Here is a 16,453-nt window from a genome sequence, read left to right on the forward strand (position 1 = left end):
ATTTTTTTAATTGTTTTTGGTTTTTTATTTAAAAGGCATACACACAAGAAACCATGGCTCTAAAATTGCCAATTTCTTTTTTATTACCTCCAGCCGTTGCATTGCTTTTGATTAAATCGCCCCAAGTTGCAGCAGTGTATTCTAATTCTGGTGAAATTCTGAATTTATTTTTCTTAAAATCTATTCTGGCAGAACCTCTCCAAACATTGTCAACAATTCTTGATCCGCTGGTACCTCTCATGTAGTTTACAAAAGTGGCTGTTGTAGTATCATCGCTTGATCCGTTGTTTTTTGTGTATCCAAAGAAAAATCCTGGAGCAATTGCTTTTCCGTTACTGGCAACGTCCAACCAGAATGAAGTGGTTTTAGTTGGGTCATAAGTTTCAACTCCGCCAGCGATTGTTTTTCCTGTAAATCCGCCTAACATAACTAAGTTATTTAAGTTTCCACCCGAAATTCCATATGCTTTAATAGAAACTTTGTCATTCGAATATTTTGCATATCCAAAAACAGAAGAGCTATTTATTTTTTCATTTGAAACCAAGTTATTAGAAACAGTTAAAGGTTGTAATGATTTGTATTCTGCACCAACTCCTAATAATACAGTTTTAGTTTTGTATTGAATTTGAGCATTAAGTGAAGGTAAAGCAGCGTTTATAGCAGCTGAGTTTTGAGTTCCTGGACCAGCAGTAGTGAATTCTCTTTCTTTATAAGCTACAAATGTTGCAGAAACCTCTTTGCTTAACATTTGTTTTAATTTTACTTGAGTAGCCCAGCCAAAAGGGTTGAACATAATTCCTGTATTGAAGTTTGCAACTCCGGGAAAAACTTCAGGTATAAAAGTTGGATACCAGGTTTGTCCCATTGTCAATGATGTTTTAGACCAATCTAAGTTTACATAAGCATGTCTTAATCGGAACAATCCTATAGAAGATCCTTCGAAATTCCCAAAAAAATCAGCTTCTATAACAGAAGATGTTTTGGCTCCCCATACGTTCGGGCCTTTCGCTTTTACGCCCAATCTTGAAGTTACAGAAAGAAAATTAGATTGTCCTGCGGCATTAATATCCTTCCCGTTAGCATCTAACACTTCGTCTAAAGGATAGAGGTTTAAATTATCTTCTCTTACTTGAGCGGATTTTCGGGTATCCCAAATGTAATCGGTTCTAACAAATCCATAAATACTTACATCCCATTCTTTTTCGGGAGCAGCAGGAACCGCTGGAGCCGGAGTTTGAGAAAATCCTTTTAAGGAAACAATTCCCAGCATAAGGATTAAATAACGTTTTTTCATAATAAATTAGATTTTTGGTTGGTAATTTTGGTTGGTTTAATACCGCCAAATTCTAATTTTTTATCTAATAAAAAAATATTGATATATAAATGCGTAAAGTGGTATAGTTAATCCTTAAATCTTTCCCATTTTATAAGCATAAACTTGTCTCCAAGCTCGGTTATTATCATACCTGCACCAGAGAGTAATTGCTTGTTTTTTAAATACTCAACTAGTTCTAAATGACTAAAAATCTTATAAGTAGGATGGTAATTTGCATGAGATGGTTTTTTGATGTTAAAGGTTTTTACCCAGTTGCTGACCGTTACATGAGAAACCCCGATAATTCGCTCTATTTCACGATAACTTAAGCCTTCTAAATACAATTGTAATGCTTTGGTAACATAGTAATCGTCTATCTTTTTTCCGATTTTGTTAACCGTAAAAAAATAATTACATTTTTTACATAAGTACCTTTGTTTACTGTTGATTACGCCGCTTTTTACGATGTGTGTATCTTGGCATTTCGGACAGGATAAAATCTCCATATATATAAATTTTGCATAAATATAGTAATTTTGCAATTATATAAAAGAGAATAATATAAAAAATATGTTTAAAATTTACGAAAGCCCTATTTTTATTGAAACTTTATTGAGCTTTTGGTAAACATTGCGAATTTTTTCAAAAATGATTTTCTAAATTACAATACTTTTAGAAAAGAAGGAGTGTTGTTTTGGGCTCAACTTAATATTGTGGAGTGTTTAGGAAAGATATAAAAACAAAAAACCCGAATATTTCTATTCGGGTTTTGTGGTACCTCCAGCACCAACCAAAAACGCTGTTAAGTGCCGTAAACAAAGAGTATTTTGATATTTTTAGTTTTCTGGTAGAATACTGGTAGAAACGCCTTATTTATATTAATTCTAAGATTAAATTGATGGTTTATCGTTCTTTAGACCTTTTGTTTTGTTGCTTTTGGTTTAAACAGACAGGCTAAATTATAATAGGGGTTTTCTAAAATATGTTATATCTATTAAATAAAAAAACCACCTAAAAGGTGGTTTTACTATAGGTTTATAAAATCAACTATCCGTACCATGTACTACCCTCGATAACTTTATTTGTTGTTTTCATTTTTTTGTCTTTTTTGCGTTTTCGTTTTTTGCGTTTTTTCGTTTTTTGTTGTAGTGCTGGGTAAATATATTATTTTTTATTGATTTCTGTAAAAAAACATTGTAAATTTTTCACCCGATAATAAAACGTCTCTATTTATATATGCCATTTTATCTTTTTGGTAAGTTCCATTATGATAGAACTTATTACCATTTAAAGGTACAAATGTAATATTAATATTTTCATTATGTTCTATATTAATTGTTAAATCATCTATTATTCTTGCACTCCCGAACGTGAAAATTCTATCTAGTTCTATATTTTGTTTCATAATAGTGATACTCTCTATATGATACTCCAAATGTCCCGCCATTTTTTTTGAGAGCGTTAGTGTAGTAATATTCTTGTCTTTTGTTTCTGCAATGTTAATTTCTATGAAATCCATTTCATCATTATTCTTTGAATAAAATTTAATATCAACATTTGCGTCTGCATCCGAATTATCATAGTTCGACTTAAAATCAAATTCAAATTCTTCCTTATTTGGACGCATTATTGTAAATGACGACCTCTCGGTTACTGCTACGTATTTGTTATCTATAAGCTCAATATAATAATTTACCTGAAAATTCTTGTAATAGTATGATATGTTATTCTTTTTAAATAAATGGTTTTCAATTTTATTTTCAAGTTTATCATATAGTTCCGGAAATTCTTTCTTGTATTTACACAAAGTAACAGTTTGCCAAATCTTATCTAAATTACTTTGTTTGTTTAAATGATCTTGTGAATATGCGAGAGCATCTATTTTTGTAGTTAATAGGTTGTCAAACTCATCTGACATTATGATGCTTTTGAAATTTTTCTTAAATACATTTAGTGAATCCAAAAAATTTAATGTAGTTGTGAATATACCGGCACTGAATAATATTTTACATAAATCTTTTATAAACTCATAGTTATGAATATGCTTAAATTCTATAAAAGCAAAATCAATAAATAAAAATGATATTGCAGGAATTAAAAAAATAATAAACATGTAGTTTTTTAAATAGACTAAATATTTTCTAAAAACTGGAATGAGTTTAAAAAAGTCACTGATGAAAAATAATATAAGAATTGAAATTATTATTATAAAAAGTGTGCTTATTATATTTAATGCGGGGCTTTCAAAAGATTCTATCATAATTATTTTTTTTTCTCAATTTTATAAAAATAGTAAATTATACTAAATTTCTTCTTTTATTCGCACTTATTTATGTTTTTGGGTTGTTTTTTATTTTTACCATGACTTACTGTATGTCTCCTATAGATCGGTTCACATTGGATCAGTAAATCAGGACCAGCATATCACTCCAGCAGATAGGCCCGCATTGGATCATTAGATCAGGACCAGCATATTACTCCAGCAGATAGGCCCACATTGGATCATTAGATCAGGACCAGCATATTAATCCAGCAGATAGGCCCGCATTAGATCAGGACCAGCATATCACTCCAGCAAATTACTCCATCAGATAGGCCCGCATTGGATCATTAGATCAGGACCAGCATATTACTCCAGCAGATAGGCCCGCATTGGATCAGTATGTCAGGACCAGCAGATCACTCCAGCAAATTGGGCCGTATTGGATCAATAAATCAGGTCCAGCAGATCACTCCAGCAAATCGGACCGCATAGGATCAATAGATCAGGTCCAGCAGATCACTCCAGCAAATCACTCCAGCAAGTTGGCCCGCATTGGATCAGTATATCAGGACCAGCAGATCACTCCAGCAAATCGGACCGCATTGGATCAATAGATCAGGTCCAGCAGATCACTCCAGCAAATCACTCCAGCAAGTTGGCCCGCATTGGATTAGTATATCAGGACCAGCAGATCACTCCAGCAAGTTGGACCGTATTGGATCAATAAATCAGGTCCAGCAGATCACTCCAGCAAATCGGACCGCATTGGATCATTATATCAGGACCAGCAGATCACTCCAGCAAATCACTCCATCTGATTAAAGTTTTGGTTTTGGTCGCTTCTTGAATATCATGTCTTTTTTAATGTTTTTAATAATGCTTAACACTATTAAAATAATACTTCCAGCTTCTTTGATAAAAATTAAGGTTTCCATAATTTGAAATGTTTTAGGAAAGGTCCAAAACGCCTTAATAAATAAAAAGGACACGATTTTCAGACTTTTTTTCAAAGGTCTGAATGTGTTTTATTTTATGCTGTGACATGTAATTTACACATACTTTATGTGTCACATTTAAACTTAAATTAAAATCGTATATGATCAAATTAATGTCTGAATTTCTACCAGTTTTCTACCAACAATACAAAGAAAACATGTAAAGTGTTGATTTTATTAGTTTTACTGTATTTGTTTCAAGTCCTATACAGACCATGCCATAAAAAAACCGCCTGTTATAGCGGTTTTTGGTTGTTGTTTATCTGTGGTAGAGTTAATCTGTTTGTATTTGCTTTTGGGCTTCCAGTTCAGCTAATAACTTATTAACTGGAGTTGTTAAAATGGTGTATAGTGTAGTTCTTGAAATTGGATAAACGGGAACTATGTATTTTCTCAAAATTACGGTATCTGGAATGTCCTCCGTTTTGTGTTTATTGTATAAATCTACTATTAATTTATACCTTTTCAACTTATTGGTTTGAATCCCTATATTTTGTTTTGTGTTTCCCATTCTGTAAAAATAAATTATTTATTAATGGTTTGCAACCCGATTTTTTTTAATCATCAAAGCCCTTTATACTTGTTTTTGTTCGCTTTTCTTAAAGGAATTTGAATTTTTGAACCTAAATTTTTTAAGGTTTCATTTGTTTTTTTGTTCTTTTCGGTGGCGGTGGGTGGCGTTGGTTCAAAGTCCATAAGTTGCAAAAGTCCGTTTTCTTGATCCTGTAAACATTCATTTATTAATAGTGATAAATATTTGTTTATGGTGTTAATTCCATTTCTTACCGTGTAACCGTTTACTTTGCTTAATTGGGCTTTGCTTTGGCTTTTATTAAATGGTTGTAACCATTCGACAAATAAATTAAATCCTGTATTGTTATGGTGGAAATAAATAAACCCTCTTTGCTTTGCTATTTGGTTTAAATGGTCTTTAAACCAAAAATTTTGTGTATTTATTTTTTTAGGTACTTCAAAATATAATCTTATAGCGTTTATTATTTCGCTTTCGGGCGGTGCCGTGTGCTGTATTCCAGTACTGGCATACTCTAAATTATTATAATCAAAATCCTTATTGTTTCCATTCAAAAACAGTGTTTTGCCGTTTCTTACTGGTATTTTTTTAAAAGTTTCCAAAATTAACTTTGGCAAATTGTATGTTTTGCCGTTTATTATTGCTTTTCCTGTCTTTGTGGGGCTTATAGCATTGCCAGTGGTATAATTGTGAATCTTGCCTTTATTTGTTAAATACAGCCCTTTTATGGTTGTTTTTCTATAACCTTTGCTTTGGAGTTCTTTAATTGTCATTTTCATTTTTTGCGGTTTTAATGTAACGTGATACGGTGCTAACACTTTTATTCAAAGTAACCGCAATTTGTTTGTAACTCATTCCCGAATTAAACAGATCGTTAGCTTTATTTTTTATCGGGGTTGTTTCCCTTTGGGCTTTCCAGTTTTCGGCAACATACCATTTTTCAATTGTCCTAAATGGTGTATCCGTTATTTTTCCGATCTCTACCAAAGACAAACCTATTAAGTAATATTTTTTTGCTTTGGCTTTGTCGTCTAAGGTGTACGATTTTCTTTGTATTGGTTCGGGTTGCTTTTTTTTGATTTTTGTCATTATGGGTGTTTTTGAAGTTTATAGAATTATGGTAGTAGTATAATGGTAGTAAAATGTGTTTTTAAACTAAAAATTTGCCTGTTTTAGTTAAGGGTTGTTTTTGACTTTTTTTAATTTGTTTTTGGTTAATTATTTTTCAAATAGCCCTTTTGTTTTTTTTCTGGTGGCTTGTGCCTTGCTTATTGATTTTGAGCCCTTTTTTTAAGTAATCGTGTCTTTTTGGTGTTTTGGGTGTTGGTTTTGGCTTGTTTATCCAGTATTACAGTGATTTAAGGGTGTTTTATGAATAATTGCCGTTTTTACTACCTTTTTTACTACCATTTCAGACCTTTTTTTGTTTTAGCCTTTATTCTTTGAATTGGTAACACTTTTGTAACTCTCTAACTATTACTTAAACTCAATACTGGTGCGGGTGTGCTCCCTATCGGGAGTATATTACAAGTTTCCACAAAAAAAATATGGGAATATACGTGTGTCATTTGAACCGTTTTTTTTATCATTATGTATCATTTGAAATTTAATTTTAGTTTAAATTATTGTTTTACAGTGATTTAAAGAAGTTACACAAGTGTTACTTTTTATAAATGTGCTTTTCAATCCTTTTATTTTGTCATTAAGTATCAATTGATATTAAATTTTTATATAACTATTTGTTTTTCAGAATTATAAGCGTTTTTCCAAATGGGTACTATTTTACTGTTTTTAATGTCAAATTCGTGGCGAATAGCTTCCCAGTTGTTAATAAACTCTTTTACTGTGTAAAATTGTCGTTTAGAAAGTGCGTTGTTTTCGTACTGGCTTCTATATTGATTTAAAACACATATTTTGCCGTTATAAATAATATTCCTTATTAGATCTATTTTGCCCCGTGTTGTTCCCTTTGGGGCGGTTATGTCATTGTAAAAATTAAGGTTTTCCCATTCATTGAAAAACAAATTTTGCAACCTGATTAAATTATCTAAATTCAAAAAATCCTTTAAAAATGCTTTTTCGCAACGCCTGTGTACTGTTTCAATTCTAATTATATTTAGTCCAGTGGGGGTGCGCCTGTTTTGTTTGTCCAGCATTTCAAAAACTTTATCGTAAATCTTAAAATAAAGCCTATAATCTCGGTGTCGTTCGGTTGTTACTTGCCTATTGTCTTTGTGATTTGCATCTATTAAAAAGATTTTTTCTTTATGTTTTCCGATGCTGTGTATAGCTTCCAAAACTGTTTTGGGTTCAATGGGTAATTTTACATTTATGCCTATTTCAAAAAATGTAATTTCTACTTTATCGGGATTTATTCCAGTGTTGAAAATAAGCCTTTCAAATGTTGCTTTGGCTTGTTGCATCGTAAAGCTGTCAAAGTTTGTCAGGCTTCCAGTTTCTAAATAAGAATAGTATTTGTGTAAACTTCCAGTTATTTTTAACCGATTGTTAGGATCAATTTTTATAAACAAACCGCCTGTAAAGTTTTTAGTAGTTCGATTGTCATAATAGATTAAGCCGTTTAATGAATTACGCATTAAACGGCTGTTTTTTATGATGTTCTTTATTTCGGTTTCTGATAAATTTTTATTTACCATTGTGATATTGTCAATCATTTTATATATTTGCAAAGTGCTAAACGTTAATATTTGCGTATTTTGTTTTAGTTACAGTATAAAAGCCCCTTTCAAGGGGCTTTTTTATGCCCTACTTTCAATAAAATAACTTATATCGGCTCGCTTAATTAGTACCTTACTATACTTCTCTGACTTCATTTTAATGACACTAAAAAAGCCTTTATCTACATAGCTTTGAAATGTGTTTCTACTACATTTTAGCATTTCCATAGCTTCCTTGGGGGTTAACATTTCCTTTTGTCCTATGGTTTTCATTTCGTGCAATGATTTTGCTATACTGGTTAAATTAGTTTTCATTTCTTCCCATTCATTTAATGGCACTGTAATAACTGCTATACCCGTTTGCATATAAATTATTTTAAAGGTTATTTAAATAGATTTACGCACGTTAATTTTGGTGCAAATTTGCTGTCTTTAAAGGTTAGCAAGGTTTCAAATAAATCGTCTGGCGTAATGTTTCCCGATGTTTTTAATTCATTTATTCGTGTCATTTTTTCTGAAATTTCCTCCAGTAATTTAATGGCTTCGGTTTGCTTTTCGTTTTCTACATACAAAGAGCATTTTTCGTGTATGTGTTGTTTTACCTTTTGGCAAACTTCTAAATTATTATTATTTCCAATAACAAAACTATCAGTAAACCAGTGGTTTTGACTTGCAATTTGTTGGCTTGCTTTGTCGGTAATTATTTGGTTTATTAACTCGTCTGTTCCTACTGGCTTTTCAATTATTTCGAAAAGCTTTTCGGGGTTCATTTTTAAACCTCCAATATTAAGGCTTTCCCCGTGTGTAATTTGTTGAGTTAAAAACGCTTTAGGATTGTCAAAAAGTGGGTTTAGGTCTTTAGCTTCCAATGGCTTTAAACATAGTAAGGCGTATTTGTTTAAATACTCCTGAAAGTATTTTTGTTTAGGCAAATAAAACCCTAATTCGTTTTTAATCTGTGCATCGTTGGTGTGTAATAACACCTTTTCAAAATTTTTCATAATGGTGGTTTAAATGGATTTTTTATCTAAGTATTTAAAATACATTTCTATTTTTTGCTCTTTGGTGGCTTTTGAATTTTGGGGTGTAATTTCGGATTTAAACCAACTTATGTACTTTTCCTGTTGGCTTTGGTAATCGTTCCAAAATTTGCTTTCTTTGGCTCGGTTAACCTCGAATTTGTTAGCTTCTAAAAACTTCAAACCTTTTTGAACGGTAAGCGTTTTAAATTCCTGTTGCGTGGTTTCGAACTCCTTTAGAATGTCATTGCTAAAATTCTTTAGTAGTGCTTCCATTTCTTTGATTTTCATGTTTAAATAGTGTTTAATTTTGGGCTTGAGCAATAACTTATTACTGTATGACCAAAGAGTTTAATTCTAATTTGTGCGCCTGTAAAATCCATATTTTCATTGTGGATCAATACCTTTTCAACTGTAAATATTTGTTTCATTTTTTTGTGTGATTTTGGTTAATTATAAAAAAATCAATCATCATAAAATGTATAGGTTAAACCCTCATTTGTATTTTATATCAACATCATTTATAAAAAGCACTGAAAAAAATCGGTTTTGATAGTGTGCTTGGGGGTCTGTAATTAAATCCTATTGGCCCCCTAAATGATTGATTTTGTTTTTATAGGTCTTTTATTTTTAACGCTATGTTTTCGACTTCTTTTTCAATTAGTAGTTTATCTAAAAACTCCAGTTCAACGTCTGGAACTAATTTTTTGCCAATGGTTGCCAATCCTCCACAAGTTGCCAAATCCGCTTTATCTCCATAAAGCCCTATCGTTTCAATAGCTGAAAAAATGGCAGAAAGAGCATAACCAATTTCTGAATAATTAGAAAATGTCATTTCTTTTAAAACTGGCTCTTGCTCAAACTGACTAAATTCTAAATAAGTTGAAATATTTTTTAATGCTTCGGGGCTGTATTCTGTAATTGTTTTTGTACTCATAGTTTTTGCGTATTTTGATTTTTAATTAATTATTTATTCAATGCAATAGCATTATTTTTTTAATCGGATTTATTAGGGTTTTGTAGTTCGTTCGTTGGTGTAGCGTTCCATTTGTCGGCTTTTGATTTTGCTTTGACAATAGCATAAACCATTTCTTTGGGTTCTTTGTAATTAGGTTCTAATTGTGCCAAAATTTCTGTTTGTATAGACTGGAGACTTTCCTCTAATCCTTTTAACTCTATTTCTTTTTGTTGCTTTTCAAATAGCACTGAATTTGCTATTTTTCCCAATCGTTTGGTGTTGTGGGTTTTTTTGTCTAAAAATTCGATCCAGTGTTTCATTTTATTTAATTATTAGATTATAATCGAAGTCGCTAAATGCTTTTATTTCGTATGCCTGTACATTTTCGCCTTTTGTAAATGGGAAGCTAAACTCTTCTATTGCTATTTTGTTTATTCCCAAAAGTTCTAAAAGGGGGCAAAAAACCCAAACATCTTTTGTTACTTTCAAGAAATTTAATAAGAGTCTTAGTTGTTCTTTTGGGTAACAGTCCTCGTGCTTTCCTTTTAGTTTTTTCCCAATTAATACGCCTGTTATCGTAATTTCATAGTCTTTGGGTGCTATGCGTTGTTTTATTGTTCCGATTAATTTGTTCCCTGATGTGTCGTTAATTCTAGCAACCTTTGTTTTTCCAATTTCATTACCTCCTAAAACACTGATCAACGGCTCGTATGGAAATAACCATTGAGTACCTTTTTCCGTAAAACTAAACGACAAAGGAAAAAACTGTTGTTCTTTGCTTTGTTCGGGGTCTGCTTCCCAAATATATTTTTGTTCTGCTTGGTTAACTTCTTTAATTCCCGTTATATTTCTAAATGGTAAAAACTGAATAGGCGGAAAAACGTGTTTTGTTATTTCGTTCTCTACAATGTCAAGCCGTTCAAGTGTTTTAATGGCTTTGCTCCCCATTAATGATGCAAATAAAATATCCTGATTATTCATTTTATAATAGTTAGTTTTTTAAATCCAGTTTTTGCGGTTCGCTTTCAGTGGTATAATGCAAAATCATTGTTATTTGGGTTTTTTCCTTTGCTCTCAAATCTTTGATTTTTTGAGTTATACGCTTCAATAAGTTACTTTGTTCTTGCAAATCTTTTTTTGTTTGATCCAGTTCCAAACACGTTTTTTTGATTTTTTCAAAGTCCATTTTATAAAGTTTACAGTTAATTTATACGCTCGCAACCGCTTGCAGTTCCATTATGGCACTGGCTTTGGCTTCCTTATATTCTTTAAGGTATTGAGCCGTTACTTGCATTAAATTTAAATTCTCTTTGGTTTCTTCTCCACGGAAAAACCTTTGCACTGTGGCGTAATTAATCCCGCTACGTTTAACGATTTCTTTAACTGCGCCAAGTGGTAACTGGGTTCTAATTTGTTGAATGTCCATTTGCTTGTTTTTTAATGAATGATAAATAAAGCATAAATTACTTTTATGCACGACAAATGTATATAAAAAAACGTGCATAAAATAATTCTATGCACGTTTTTTTTAATTATTTATTAAAATAATATCTATTTAATTGTAATACAGTCTATTATGTAGTCTTGAAAAATCCACGGTTTCATTATTTTTGGGGGTAATATGTCGATGTTAGGTAATTTAAAACGAAATTTCTTTAGTACAACTTCAATATAAAAATCAATAAATGTATATTTATTTAAATTATAAACTGGATTAATATACCAATTTATTGAGTCTTTTTCTTTGTCATCTACTTCGTACAATTCAATATTTATTTTTAATAATTCCCTAATTTCTTTTACACTTCCCAAATACAATTCATTATTTATATAGTTTTTATTATTGTAAACCTCTTTTTTTAATTTTGCAAAGCAATCTAAATAATTTTCTGAATTTTGCCTTTCGTAACGTGTTTCCTGTCCTAATTTAATTCTATCGTTTGACCATTGTATAAATTCATCAAAATTCTCTAATATTGGGTATTTTGCAAATTCATAAAATTGCATAAATGTTTTTATGTCAAATGTATAGCCACATTTTTCTATTGCTTTAATTATGTTTTCACAAAAAACAATTTCCTTTTTAATCCATTCGTTTAATATATTGTCTTTTTCAATTTTTAAAAATTCGTCTTCTGTAAATGTATTTGATATTAAACTTTTTATTTTTGTGTTTTGGTTTAAGTATCTTAATAAAAAATACACTTTGTATTCATTACCAAAAGCCCCTTTTATGGGCTTTAAGTTAGTATTTAAGTAATGCTTTACGGTTATTTTACTCGTTTTACTCATTGTGTTTTTTGCGTATTTAATTACTCGGTGTTGCAAATTAACAAAAAAATGCAGTTGTTTTGTTTAAAAATTCACTGCTATTAATTCATTTTCTATTGTCTTATCCATTATGTGACCATAAATTTGAGTAGTTGCAATTTTCTTATGTCCTAAAATCTTTTGTACTGATGTAAGACTTACGCCTTTATAAAGTAAATATGTGGCGGTGGTGTGTCGGGCGGTGTGAAATGTAATTAACTTATCAATTTTAGCCAGTCCCGCCAATGTTTTTAATGTGCGGTTTGCGTACTGGTTTGTAATCTGTTCAAAACAAAATACAGTATCAAAACGATTGTATTTGTTAATAATCTCAATCGGCTTGCCGTTAAAAATTGCGTAAATTGGTATTCTCACGCTTTCGTCTGTCTTTTCCATTTTCTTGATTAACCAAGTATTCCCGCCAATGGTTACAAGTTCCCGTTTTTGCATGCTCAACACATCACTAAAACGCAACCCAGTATAAATGCTATACATAAATAAATCCTTTATGTATTGTAATTTTATATTTTCGCCTGTTAAAACTAAATCTTGCATTTGGTCTATTTCTTCGGGTGTAAGAAATATTTTTCTGCTTTCCATTTGCTTAATTTTAAATTTCCTAAATGGGTATTGTTGTACATTCATTAAATCCTTGTTAATTGCCAAATTCACATAGCTTTTCAAGTTCTTGAAATACTTAAAAATCGTGTTTTGGCTTAATTTTTTAGGCGGTAAATTTTTGTAAGTAATGTTTATTTTTCTTAAAAATGTTTCGAAGTCGTGCAGAAATTCAAAGGTTATATCTTCATAGTAAATCACTTTTTTAAATTCCTTTAGCCTTTTTAAAGTCATTTCGTGAGTTTTTCGGGTTGCACTTGAAATGGAATTATTTTTAATTTCCAGCTCCATAAACTCTGTAAAGGTTTTTATTTCGTTACCGTTCAAAAAGTCGTTTAACATTCCCAAATTAAAAGGCTTCCCCGCATTAATTTTGTCCAGTTCGTAGTTTTCAAAATCCCGCATTGTTTCGGCAATTTGTTTATTTAACTTAATGGCGTTGGGGTATTCCGTTTTAATTGTACGGTTTTTATAGTTCCAGTAGATCGGTTCTATATAAATTTGGGTAGAAAAATATTTGTTTCTCCCGTTCAAATAACACTCAATTTGTATGAGTGCTTTGCCTTGTGTATTTAACTGGTTTTTCCTGTCAAACACAGGCGTGTAGCGTGTTTTGTTCATAATATTTGCGTATTTAGATAGCAAATGTATGTAAACATTTTTGATAAATCGGGTAGAAATCGGGTAGAAAACTGGTAGAAAAAAGATTGATATTTAATGATATTCTTTTTTGTCAAAAAAATGAAAAGCCCAGTAAAATAAGGACTTTAAACAAAAAACCCACTCGTTATGAGTGGGTTTCGTGGTACCTCCAGGGATCGAACCAGGGACACATGGATTTTCAGTCCATTGCTCTACCATCTGAGCTAAGGTACCGTTCTTATTGCGGGTGCAAATATAGGATGATTTTTAATTTATCCAAAACAATTTTTAAAAAAAATCAATTCGTACCTTCGCATCGTCAAACAATAAATTATGATTCTAACAATTGATGTAGGGAATACCAGGATTAAAGGTGCTGTTTTTGAGGGGAATATCCTTGTTGAGGATTTTGTTTTCATGAAAACAGAGCACGAAAAAAAAATTCAAAATATTTTAAATAAATATAAAAAAGTAACTCATTTAGTCATTTCGTCTGTCGGATTTCTCGAAAAAGAGTCTTTTTTGCATTACAATGAGGAGTTGAATGTTCATTTTATGTCGCATAAAGATGCTTTTCCGTTTGTAAATAAATATGCAACGCCACAAACTCTCGGAATTGACCGAATGGTTCTTGCGGCGGGCGCAACGCTTCAATATCCAAACCAAAACAGATTAGTTATTGATGTAGGGACTTGCATTACCTATGATTTCATAGATGAGAACGACACCTATTTAGGAGGTGCTATTGCGCCAGGGTTGCGGTTGCGGTATGAATCACTTCATAATTATACCGCAAAACTTCCTTTATTAACATCGCAAAATCCGGATTATTTTATTGGTAAATCTACTGCGGAGTCCATTCATTCTGGAGTTGTAAATGGATTCGTCTATGAGATTGACGGTTTTATCGATGAATATAAAGCACACTATTCAAATTTTATAATAATTTTAACGGGTGGAGACACAGATTTTTTGGCTAAACGATTAAAAAATACCATATTTGCCAATTCAAATTTCCTTCTCGAAAGTTTGAACCAAACATTTCAATATAAAATCAAAAATGATTAAAAAAATTATAGTAAGCACTTGCCTGCTTTTGTCATTCGTATCTTTTGCTCAAGAAGGAACTGCGTCTCCTTATTCTTTTTTCGGAATTGGTGATGTGAGATACAAAGGAACGACTGAGGTACGTTCTATGGGAGGAGTTGCAGTTGAGCAGGACAGTATTCATATTAATTTAGATAATCCGGCAGCTTATGCCAATTTAAAATTGACCACTTTTGCCATTGGCGGAAGTTATAATGCCACAAAATTAAAAACGGAAAGCGAGTCAGCAAGTACACGAAGAACAACATTGGATTATTTGGCCGTTGGTGTGCCTTTAGGAAAATTTGGTTTTGGTTTTGGATTAATTCCTTATTCTTCGGTAGGCTACAAAATAGAATCTATTGCTGCCGATGCTTCAGAAAACAGCACTCGTTTTAAAGGATCCGGTGGTTTAAATAAAGTGTTTTTAGGTGTTGGATATAGCATTATTCCTGGTTTGAGTATTGGTGCTGATGCACATTATAATTTTGGAAAAATTGAAACTAGTAGTTTAGAGTTTGTTACAGGGATTCCAGTTGGGACTAGGGAATTAAATAAAATTGATTTATCTGGAGTTAATTTTAATGCAGGAATGATGTATCAGACTAAAATAACTAAAAAATTAACTTTTTACAGTAGTTTGAATTATACGTTAGAGAGCACTTTGACATCTACTAATACAAGAAATATTTCGACGGGATTGTTGAATTCTAATTTTGATATTACTGTAGTTGATACTACGGATGATGTTGTCTATAAATCAGATTTGACTTTGCCAAGTAAAATTACATTTGGCGCCGGTATAGGAGAGTCTAAAAAATGGCTTTTGGGAGCTCAATTTAGTACACGTGACGCGGGTAGTTTAGCAAATAACTACAATGATATGGCAAATGTCACATACGAAAAACAACAAAAATTCAGTGTTGGGGGGTATTATATTCCAAATTATAATTCATTTACAAGTTATACTAAACGAATTGTTTACCGAGCTGGTTTGAGATATGAAAAAACAGGTTTGATTGTTGACTCTGAAGCTATAAATGATATTGGATTTACTTTAGGTTTGGGAATGCCAATTACGGGTTCTTTTTCTAATGTAAATTTCGGTTTTGAATTAGGAAAAAAAGGAACTACAAATTCAAATCTTGTTCAAGAAAATTACGCTAACTTTAGTGTAAGTTTATCTCTTAACGACAAATGGTTTGAAAAGAGAAAATTCAATTAATCTCCGGAGAGCATAAATAACTCCACTTTGTTACGTTTGTATACTATGACTTTTTTTAAACAAAATATACTATTTCAAGGAATCACGGTCTTCGCCGTGATGCTTTTTTTTGGGTGTGAAAGTAATTTTAAAGAAGTACAAAAAATAAATTTTTCTGATTTTGTGCCGAGTACAGATGCGGATGATGTGAATGTAAAATATACCGATTCAGGTCGCATTACCGGAATTTTGGTAAGTTCAAAAATGTTAGATTTTTCAAGTGTGGATTTTCCGTTTACAGAGTTTCCAAAAGGAATTGATGTTACTTTATATGATAAAAAAGGAAAAAAAACATTTATCAAAGCCACTTACGCAATTTCGTATAAACCAACAGGTATTATAGATTTACAAGGAAAGGTGAAAATCACTTCGGATGACGGAAAAATTCTTGAAACCGAACAATTGTATTTCGACCAAAAAAATGATTGGTTTTATACCGAAAGAAAATTTAAATTTACGGATCCAAAAGGCGTTTCAAACGGTCAGGGAATTGATTTCAGTAAAGACTTTAAAGTTATAAATTCGCAAAGAATAACCGGCGAAATTGATTCGGCCGATTAAATTAAAAAATATAAATTATGAGTTACCTTAAGTTTACCCCTTACATTTATCTTGTTTTTGGAATTTACCTTATATATGATGGATTTACTAAAATCAGTGATCCAAACGAAAACCCTTGGTTTAGTTTTGTATTCGCAGGATTAGCCGTTTTTATGTTTTTCTTCAGAATGAAATTCGCTAAAAAATTCGAAGACCGAAATAAAAAAGCGTAA

Annotated in this window: 21 protein-coding genes and 1 tRNA gene; 4 read left to right on the forward strand and 18 right to left on the reverse strand. The window is 31.5% G+C overall.

The window, feature by feature from the left end; all coding sequences use genetic code 11:
* Window positions 1-28: 28 nt before the first annotated feature.
* The 18 genes from O6P34_RS06380 to O6P34_RS06465 all read right to left on the reverse strand — a co-directional run bounded on the left by O6P34_RS06380 (window position 29) and on the right by O6P34_RS06465 (window position 13,564).
* Window positions 29-1,294, reverse strand: coding sequence for a DcaP family trimeric outer membrane transporter (locus O6P34_RS06380; RefSeq protein ID WP_269686492.1), 1,266 nt, complete (start codon window positions 1,292-1,294; stop codon window positions 29-31).
* 107 nt (window positions 1,295-1,401) lie between these two features.
* Complete coding sequence (locus O6P34_RS06385) at window positions 1,402-1,821, reverse strand: IS1/IS1595 family N-terminal zinc-binding domain-containing protein (protein WP_269686493.1); 420 nt, start codon at window positions 1,819-1,821, stop codon at window positions 1,402-1,404.
* Between the two features lie 665 nt (window positions 1,822-2,486).
* A complete protein-coding gene (locus O6P34_RS06390) occupies window positions 2,487-3,575 on the reverse strand; it encodes a hypothetical protein (RefSeq protein ID WP_269686494.1) in 1,089 nt (362 codons plus the stop codon).
* A gap of 1,272 nt (window positions 3,576-4,847) precedes the next feature.
* Entirely contained in the window at window positions 4,848-5,084 is a 237-nt protein-coding gene (locus O6P34_RS06395) for a hypothetical protein (RefSeq protein ID WP_269686495.1), read from the reverse strand.
* 53 nt (window positions 5,085-5,137) lie between these two features.
* A complete protein-coding gene (locus O6P34_RS06400; protein ID WP_269686496.1) occupies window positions 5,138-5,878 on the reverse strand; it encodes a hypothetical protein in 741 nt (246 codons plus the stop codon).
* Entirely contained in the window at window positions 5,868-6,194 is a 327-nt protein-coding gene (locus tag O6P34_RS06405; protein ID WP_269686497.1) for a helix-turn-helix domain-containing protein, read from the reverse strand. Before O6P34_RS06405 ends, O6P34_RS06400 begins: the two co-directional genes overlap by 11 nt.
* 638 nt (window positions 6,195-6,832) lie before the next feature.
* A complete protein-coding gene (locus O6P34_RS06410; RefSeq protein WP_269686498.1) occupies window positions 6,833-7,780 on the reverse strand; it encodes a hypothetical protein in 948 nt (315 codons plus the stop codon).
* Between the two features lie 84 nt (window positions 7,781-7,864).
* Window positions 7,865-8,149 carry a helix-turn-helix domain-containing protein gene (locus O6P34_RS06415; protein WP_269686499.1) on the reverse strand — a complete coding sequence of 95 codons (285 nt, stop codon included), beginning with the start codon at window positions 8,147-8,149 and terminating at the stop codon, window positions 7,865-7,867.
* A gap of 17 nt (window positions 8,150-8,166) precedes the next feature.
* The gene (locus O6P34_RS06420) at window positions 8,167-8,784 is read right to left on the reverse strand and encodes a hypothetical protein (protein WP_269686500.1); all 618 of its coding nucleotides are present in this window, start codon (window positions 8,782-8,784) and stop codon (window positions 8,167-8,169) included.
* A 9-nt stretch (window positions 8,785-8,793) separates the two neighbouring features.
* The gene (locus O6P34_RS06425; RefSeq protein ID WP_269686501.1) at window positions 8,794-9,093 is read right to left on the reverse strand and encodes a hypothetical protein; all 300 of its coding nucleotides are present in this window, start codon (window positions 9,091-9,093) and stop codon (window positions 8,794-8,796) included.
* A 322-nt stretch (window positions 9,094-9,415) separates the two neighbouring features.
* Window positions 9,416-9,739, reverse strand: coding sequence for a hypothetical protein (locus O6P34_RS06430; protein WP_269686502.1), 324 nt, complete (start codon window positions 9,737-9,739; stop codon window positions 9,416-9,418).
* 59 nt (window positions 9,740-9,798) lie between these two features.
* Window positions 9,799-10,080: a hypothetical protein gene (locus O6P34_RS06435; protein ID WP_269686503.1), complete on the reverse strand. Its 282-nt coding sequence runs from the start codon at window positions 10,078-10,080 to the stop codon at window positions 9,799-9,801.
* A 1-nt stretch (window position 10,081) separates the two neighbouring features.
* Window positions 10,082-10,741 (reverse strand): DUF6046 domain-containing protein, encoded by a 660-nt coding sequence (locus O6P34_RS06440; protein WP_269686504.1) that lies wholly within the window; start codon window positions 10,739-10,741, stop codon window positions 10,082-10,084.
* Between the two features lie 10 nt (window positions 10,742-10,751).
* Window positions 10,752-10,946 carry a hypothetical protein gene (locus tag O6P34_RS06445; protein ID WP_269686505.1) on the reverse strand — a complete coding sequence of 65 codons (195 nt, stop codon included), beginning with the start codon at window positions 10,944-10,946 and terminating at the stop codon, window positions 10,752-10,754.
* A 21-nt stretch (window positions 10,947-10,967) separates the two neighbouring features.
* Window positions 10,968-11,186: a hypothetical protein gene (locus O6P34_RS06450; protein ID WP_269686506.1), complete on the reverse strand. Its 219-nt coding sequence runs from the start codon at window positions 11,184-11,186 to the stop codon at window positions 10,968-10,970.
* A gap of 125 nt (window positions 11,187-11,311) precedes the next feature.
* Complete coding sequence (locus O6P34_RS06455; RefSeq protein ID WP_269686507.1) at window positions 11,312-12,052, reverse strand: hypothetical protein; 741 nt, start codon at window positions 12,050-12,052, stop codon at window positions 11,312-11,314.
* Between the two features lie 63 nt (window positions 12,053-12,115).
* A complete protein-coding gene (locus O6P34_RS06460) occupies window positions 12,116-13,309 on the reverse strand; it encodes a tyrosine-type recombinase/integrase (RefSeq protein ID WP_349293442.1) in 1,194 nt (397 codons plus the stop codon).
* A 182-nt stretch (window positions 13,310-13,491) separates the two neighbouring features.
* A tRNA-Phe gene (locus O6P34_RS06465) sits at window positions 13,492-13,564 on the reverse strand.
* A gap of 99 nt (window positions 13,565-13,663) precedes the next feature.
* Between O6P34_RS06465 and O6P34_RS06470 the strand changes: the two genes are divergently transcribed.
* From O6P34_RS06470 to O6P34_RS06485, 4 genes are read left to right on the forward strand one after another with little or no spacing between them, the layout of a single operon-like run.
* The gene (locus O6P34_RS06470) at window positions 13,664-14,398 is read left to right on the forward strand and encodes a type III pantothenate kinase (RefSeq protein WP_269686508.1); all 735 of its coding nucleotides are present in this window, start codon (window positions 13,664-13,666) and stop codon (window positions 14,396-14,398) included.
* Window positions 14,391-15,641 (forward strand): BamG family beta-barrel-assembly machinery protein, encoded by a 1,251-nt coding sequence (gene bamG / locus O6P34_RS06475; protein ID WP_269686509.1) that lies wholly within the window; start codon window positions 14,391-14,393, stop codon window positions 15,639-15,641. Before O6P34_RS06470 ends, bamG begins: the two co-directional genes overlap by 8 nt.
* A 45-nt stretch (window positions 15,642-15,686) precedes the next feature.
* On the forward strand, window positions 15,687-16,241 hold the full coding sequence (gene lptC, locus O6P34_RS06480) for an LPS export ABC transporter periplasmic protein LptC (protein ID WP_269686510.1): 555 nt from the start codon (window positions 15,687-15,689) through the stop codon (window positions 16,239-16,241).
* A 17-nt stretch (window positions 16,242-16,258) separates the two neighbouring features.
* A complete protein-coding gene (locus O6P34_RS06485; RefSeq protein WP_269686511.1) occupies window positions 16,259-16,453 on the forward strand; it encodes a hypothetical protein in 195 nt (64 codons plus the stop codon).

This window comes from Flavobacterium lacustre, from assembly GCF_027474525.2.
Taxonomy (GTDB): Bacteria; Bacteroidota; Bacteroidia; order Flavobacteriales; family Flavobacteriaceae; genus Flavobacterium; species Flavobacterium lacustre.

Bases quoted from the DNA above. Each gene is read 5' to 3' on its own strand.
- O6P34_RS06470 (WP_269686508.1), top strand. From the start codon at position 13,664: ATGATTCTAACAATTGATGTAGGGAATACCAGGATTAAAGGTGCTGTT.
- O6P34_RS06460 (WP_349293442.1), bottom strand. From the start codon at position 13,309: ATGAACAAAACACGCTACACGCCTGTGTTTGACAGGAAAAACCAGTTA.
- O6P34_RS06415 (WP_269686499.1), bottom strand. From the start codon at position 8,149: ATGCAAACGGGTATAGCAGTTATTACAGTGCCATTAAATGAATGGGAA.
- O6P34_RS06455 (WP_269686507.1), bottom strand. From the start codon at position 12,052: ATGAGTAAAACGAGTAAAATAACCGTAAAGCATTACTTAAATACTAAC.
- O6P34_RS06390 (WP_269686494.1), bottom strand. From the start codon at position 3,575: ATGATAGAATCTTTTGAAAGCCCCGCATTAAATATAATAAGCACACTT.
- O6P34_RS06410 (WP_269686498.1), bottom strand. From the start codon at position 7,780: ATGATTGACAATATCACAATGGTAAATAAAAATTTATCAGAAACCGAA.
- bamG (WP_269686509.1), top strand. From the start codon at position 14,391: ATGATTAAAAAAATTATAGTAAGCACTTGCCTGCTTTTGTCATTCGTA.
- O6P34_RS06380 (WP_269686492.1), bottom strand. From the start codon at position 1,294: ATGAAAAAACGTTATTTAATCCTTATGCTGGGAATTGTTTCCTTAAAA.
- O6P34_RS06405 (WP_269686497.1), bottom strand. From the start codon at position 6,194: ATGACAAAAATCAAAAAAAAGCAACCCGAACCAATACAAAGAAAATCG.
- O6P34_RS06395 (WP_269686495.1), bottom strand. From the start codon at position 5,084: ATGGGAAACACAAAACAAAATATAGGGATTCAAACCAATAAGTTGAAA.
- O6P34_RS06385 (WP_269686493.1), bottom strand. From the start codon at position 1,821: ATGGAGATTTTATCCTGTCCGAAATGCCAAGATACACACATCGTAAAA.
- O6P34_RS06420 (WP_269686500.1), bottom strand. From the start codon at position 8,784: ATGAAAAATTTTGAAAAGGTGTTATTACACACCAACGATGCACAGATT.
- O6P34_RS06440 (WP_269686504.1), bottom strand. From the start codon at position 10,741: ATGAATAATCAGGATATTTTATTTGCATCATTAATGGGGAGCAAAGCC.
- O6P34_RS06425 (WP_269686501.1), bottom strand. From the start codon at position 9,093: ATGAAAATCAAAGAAATGGAAGCACTACTAAAGAATTTTAGCAATGAC.
- O6P34_RS06445 (WP_269686505.1), bottom strand. From the start codon at position 10,946: ATGGACTTTGAAAAAATCAAAAAAACGTGTTTGGAACTGGATCAAACA.
- O6P34_RS06400 (WP_269686496.1), bottom strand. From the start codon at position 5,878: ATGACAATTAAAGAACTCCAAAGCAAAGGTTATAGAAAAACAACCATA.
- lptC (WP_269686510.1), top strand. From the start codon at position 15,687: ATGACTTTTTTTAAACAAAATATACTATTTCAAGGAATCACGGTCTTC.
- O6P34_RS06450 (WP_269686506.1), bottom strand. From the start codon at position 11,186: ATGGACATTCAACAAATTAGAACCCAGTTACCACTTGGCGCAGTTAAA.
- O6P34_RS06485 (WP_269686511.1), top strand. From the start codon at position 16,259: ATGAGTTACCTTAAGTTTACCCCTTACATTTATCTTGTTTTTGGAATT.
- O6P34_RS06430 (WP_269686502.1), bottom strand. From the start codon at position 9,739: ATGAGTACAAAAACAATTACAGAATACAGCCCCGAAGCATTAAAAAAT.
- O6P34_RS06435 (WP_269686503.1), bottom strand. From the start codon at position 10,080: ATGAAACACTGGATCGAATTTTTAGACAAAAAAACCCACAACACCAAA.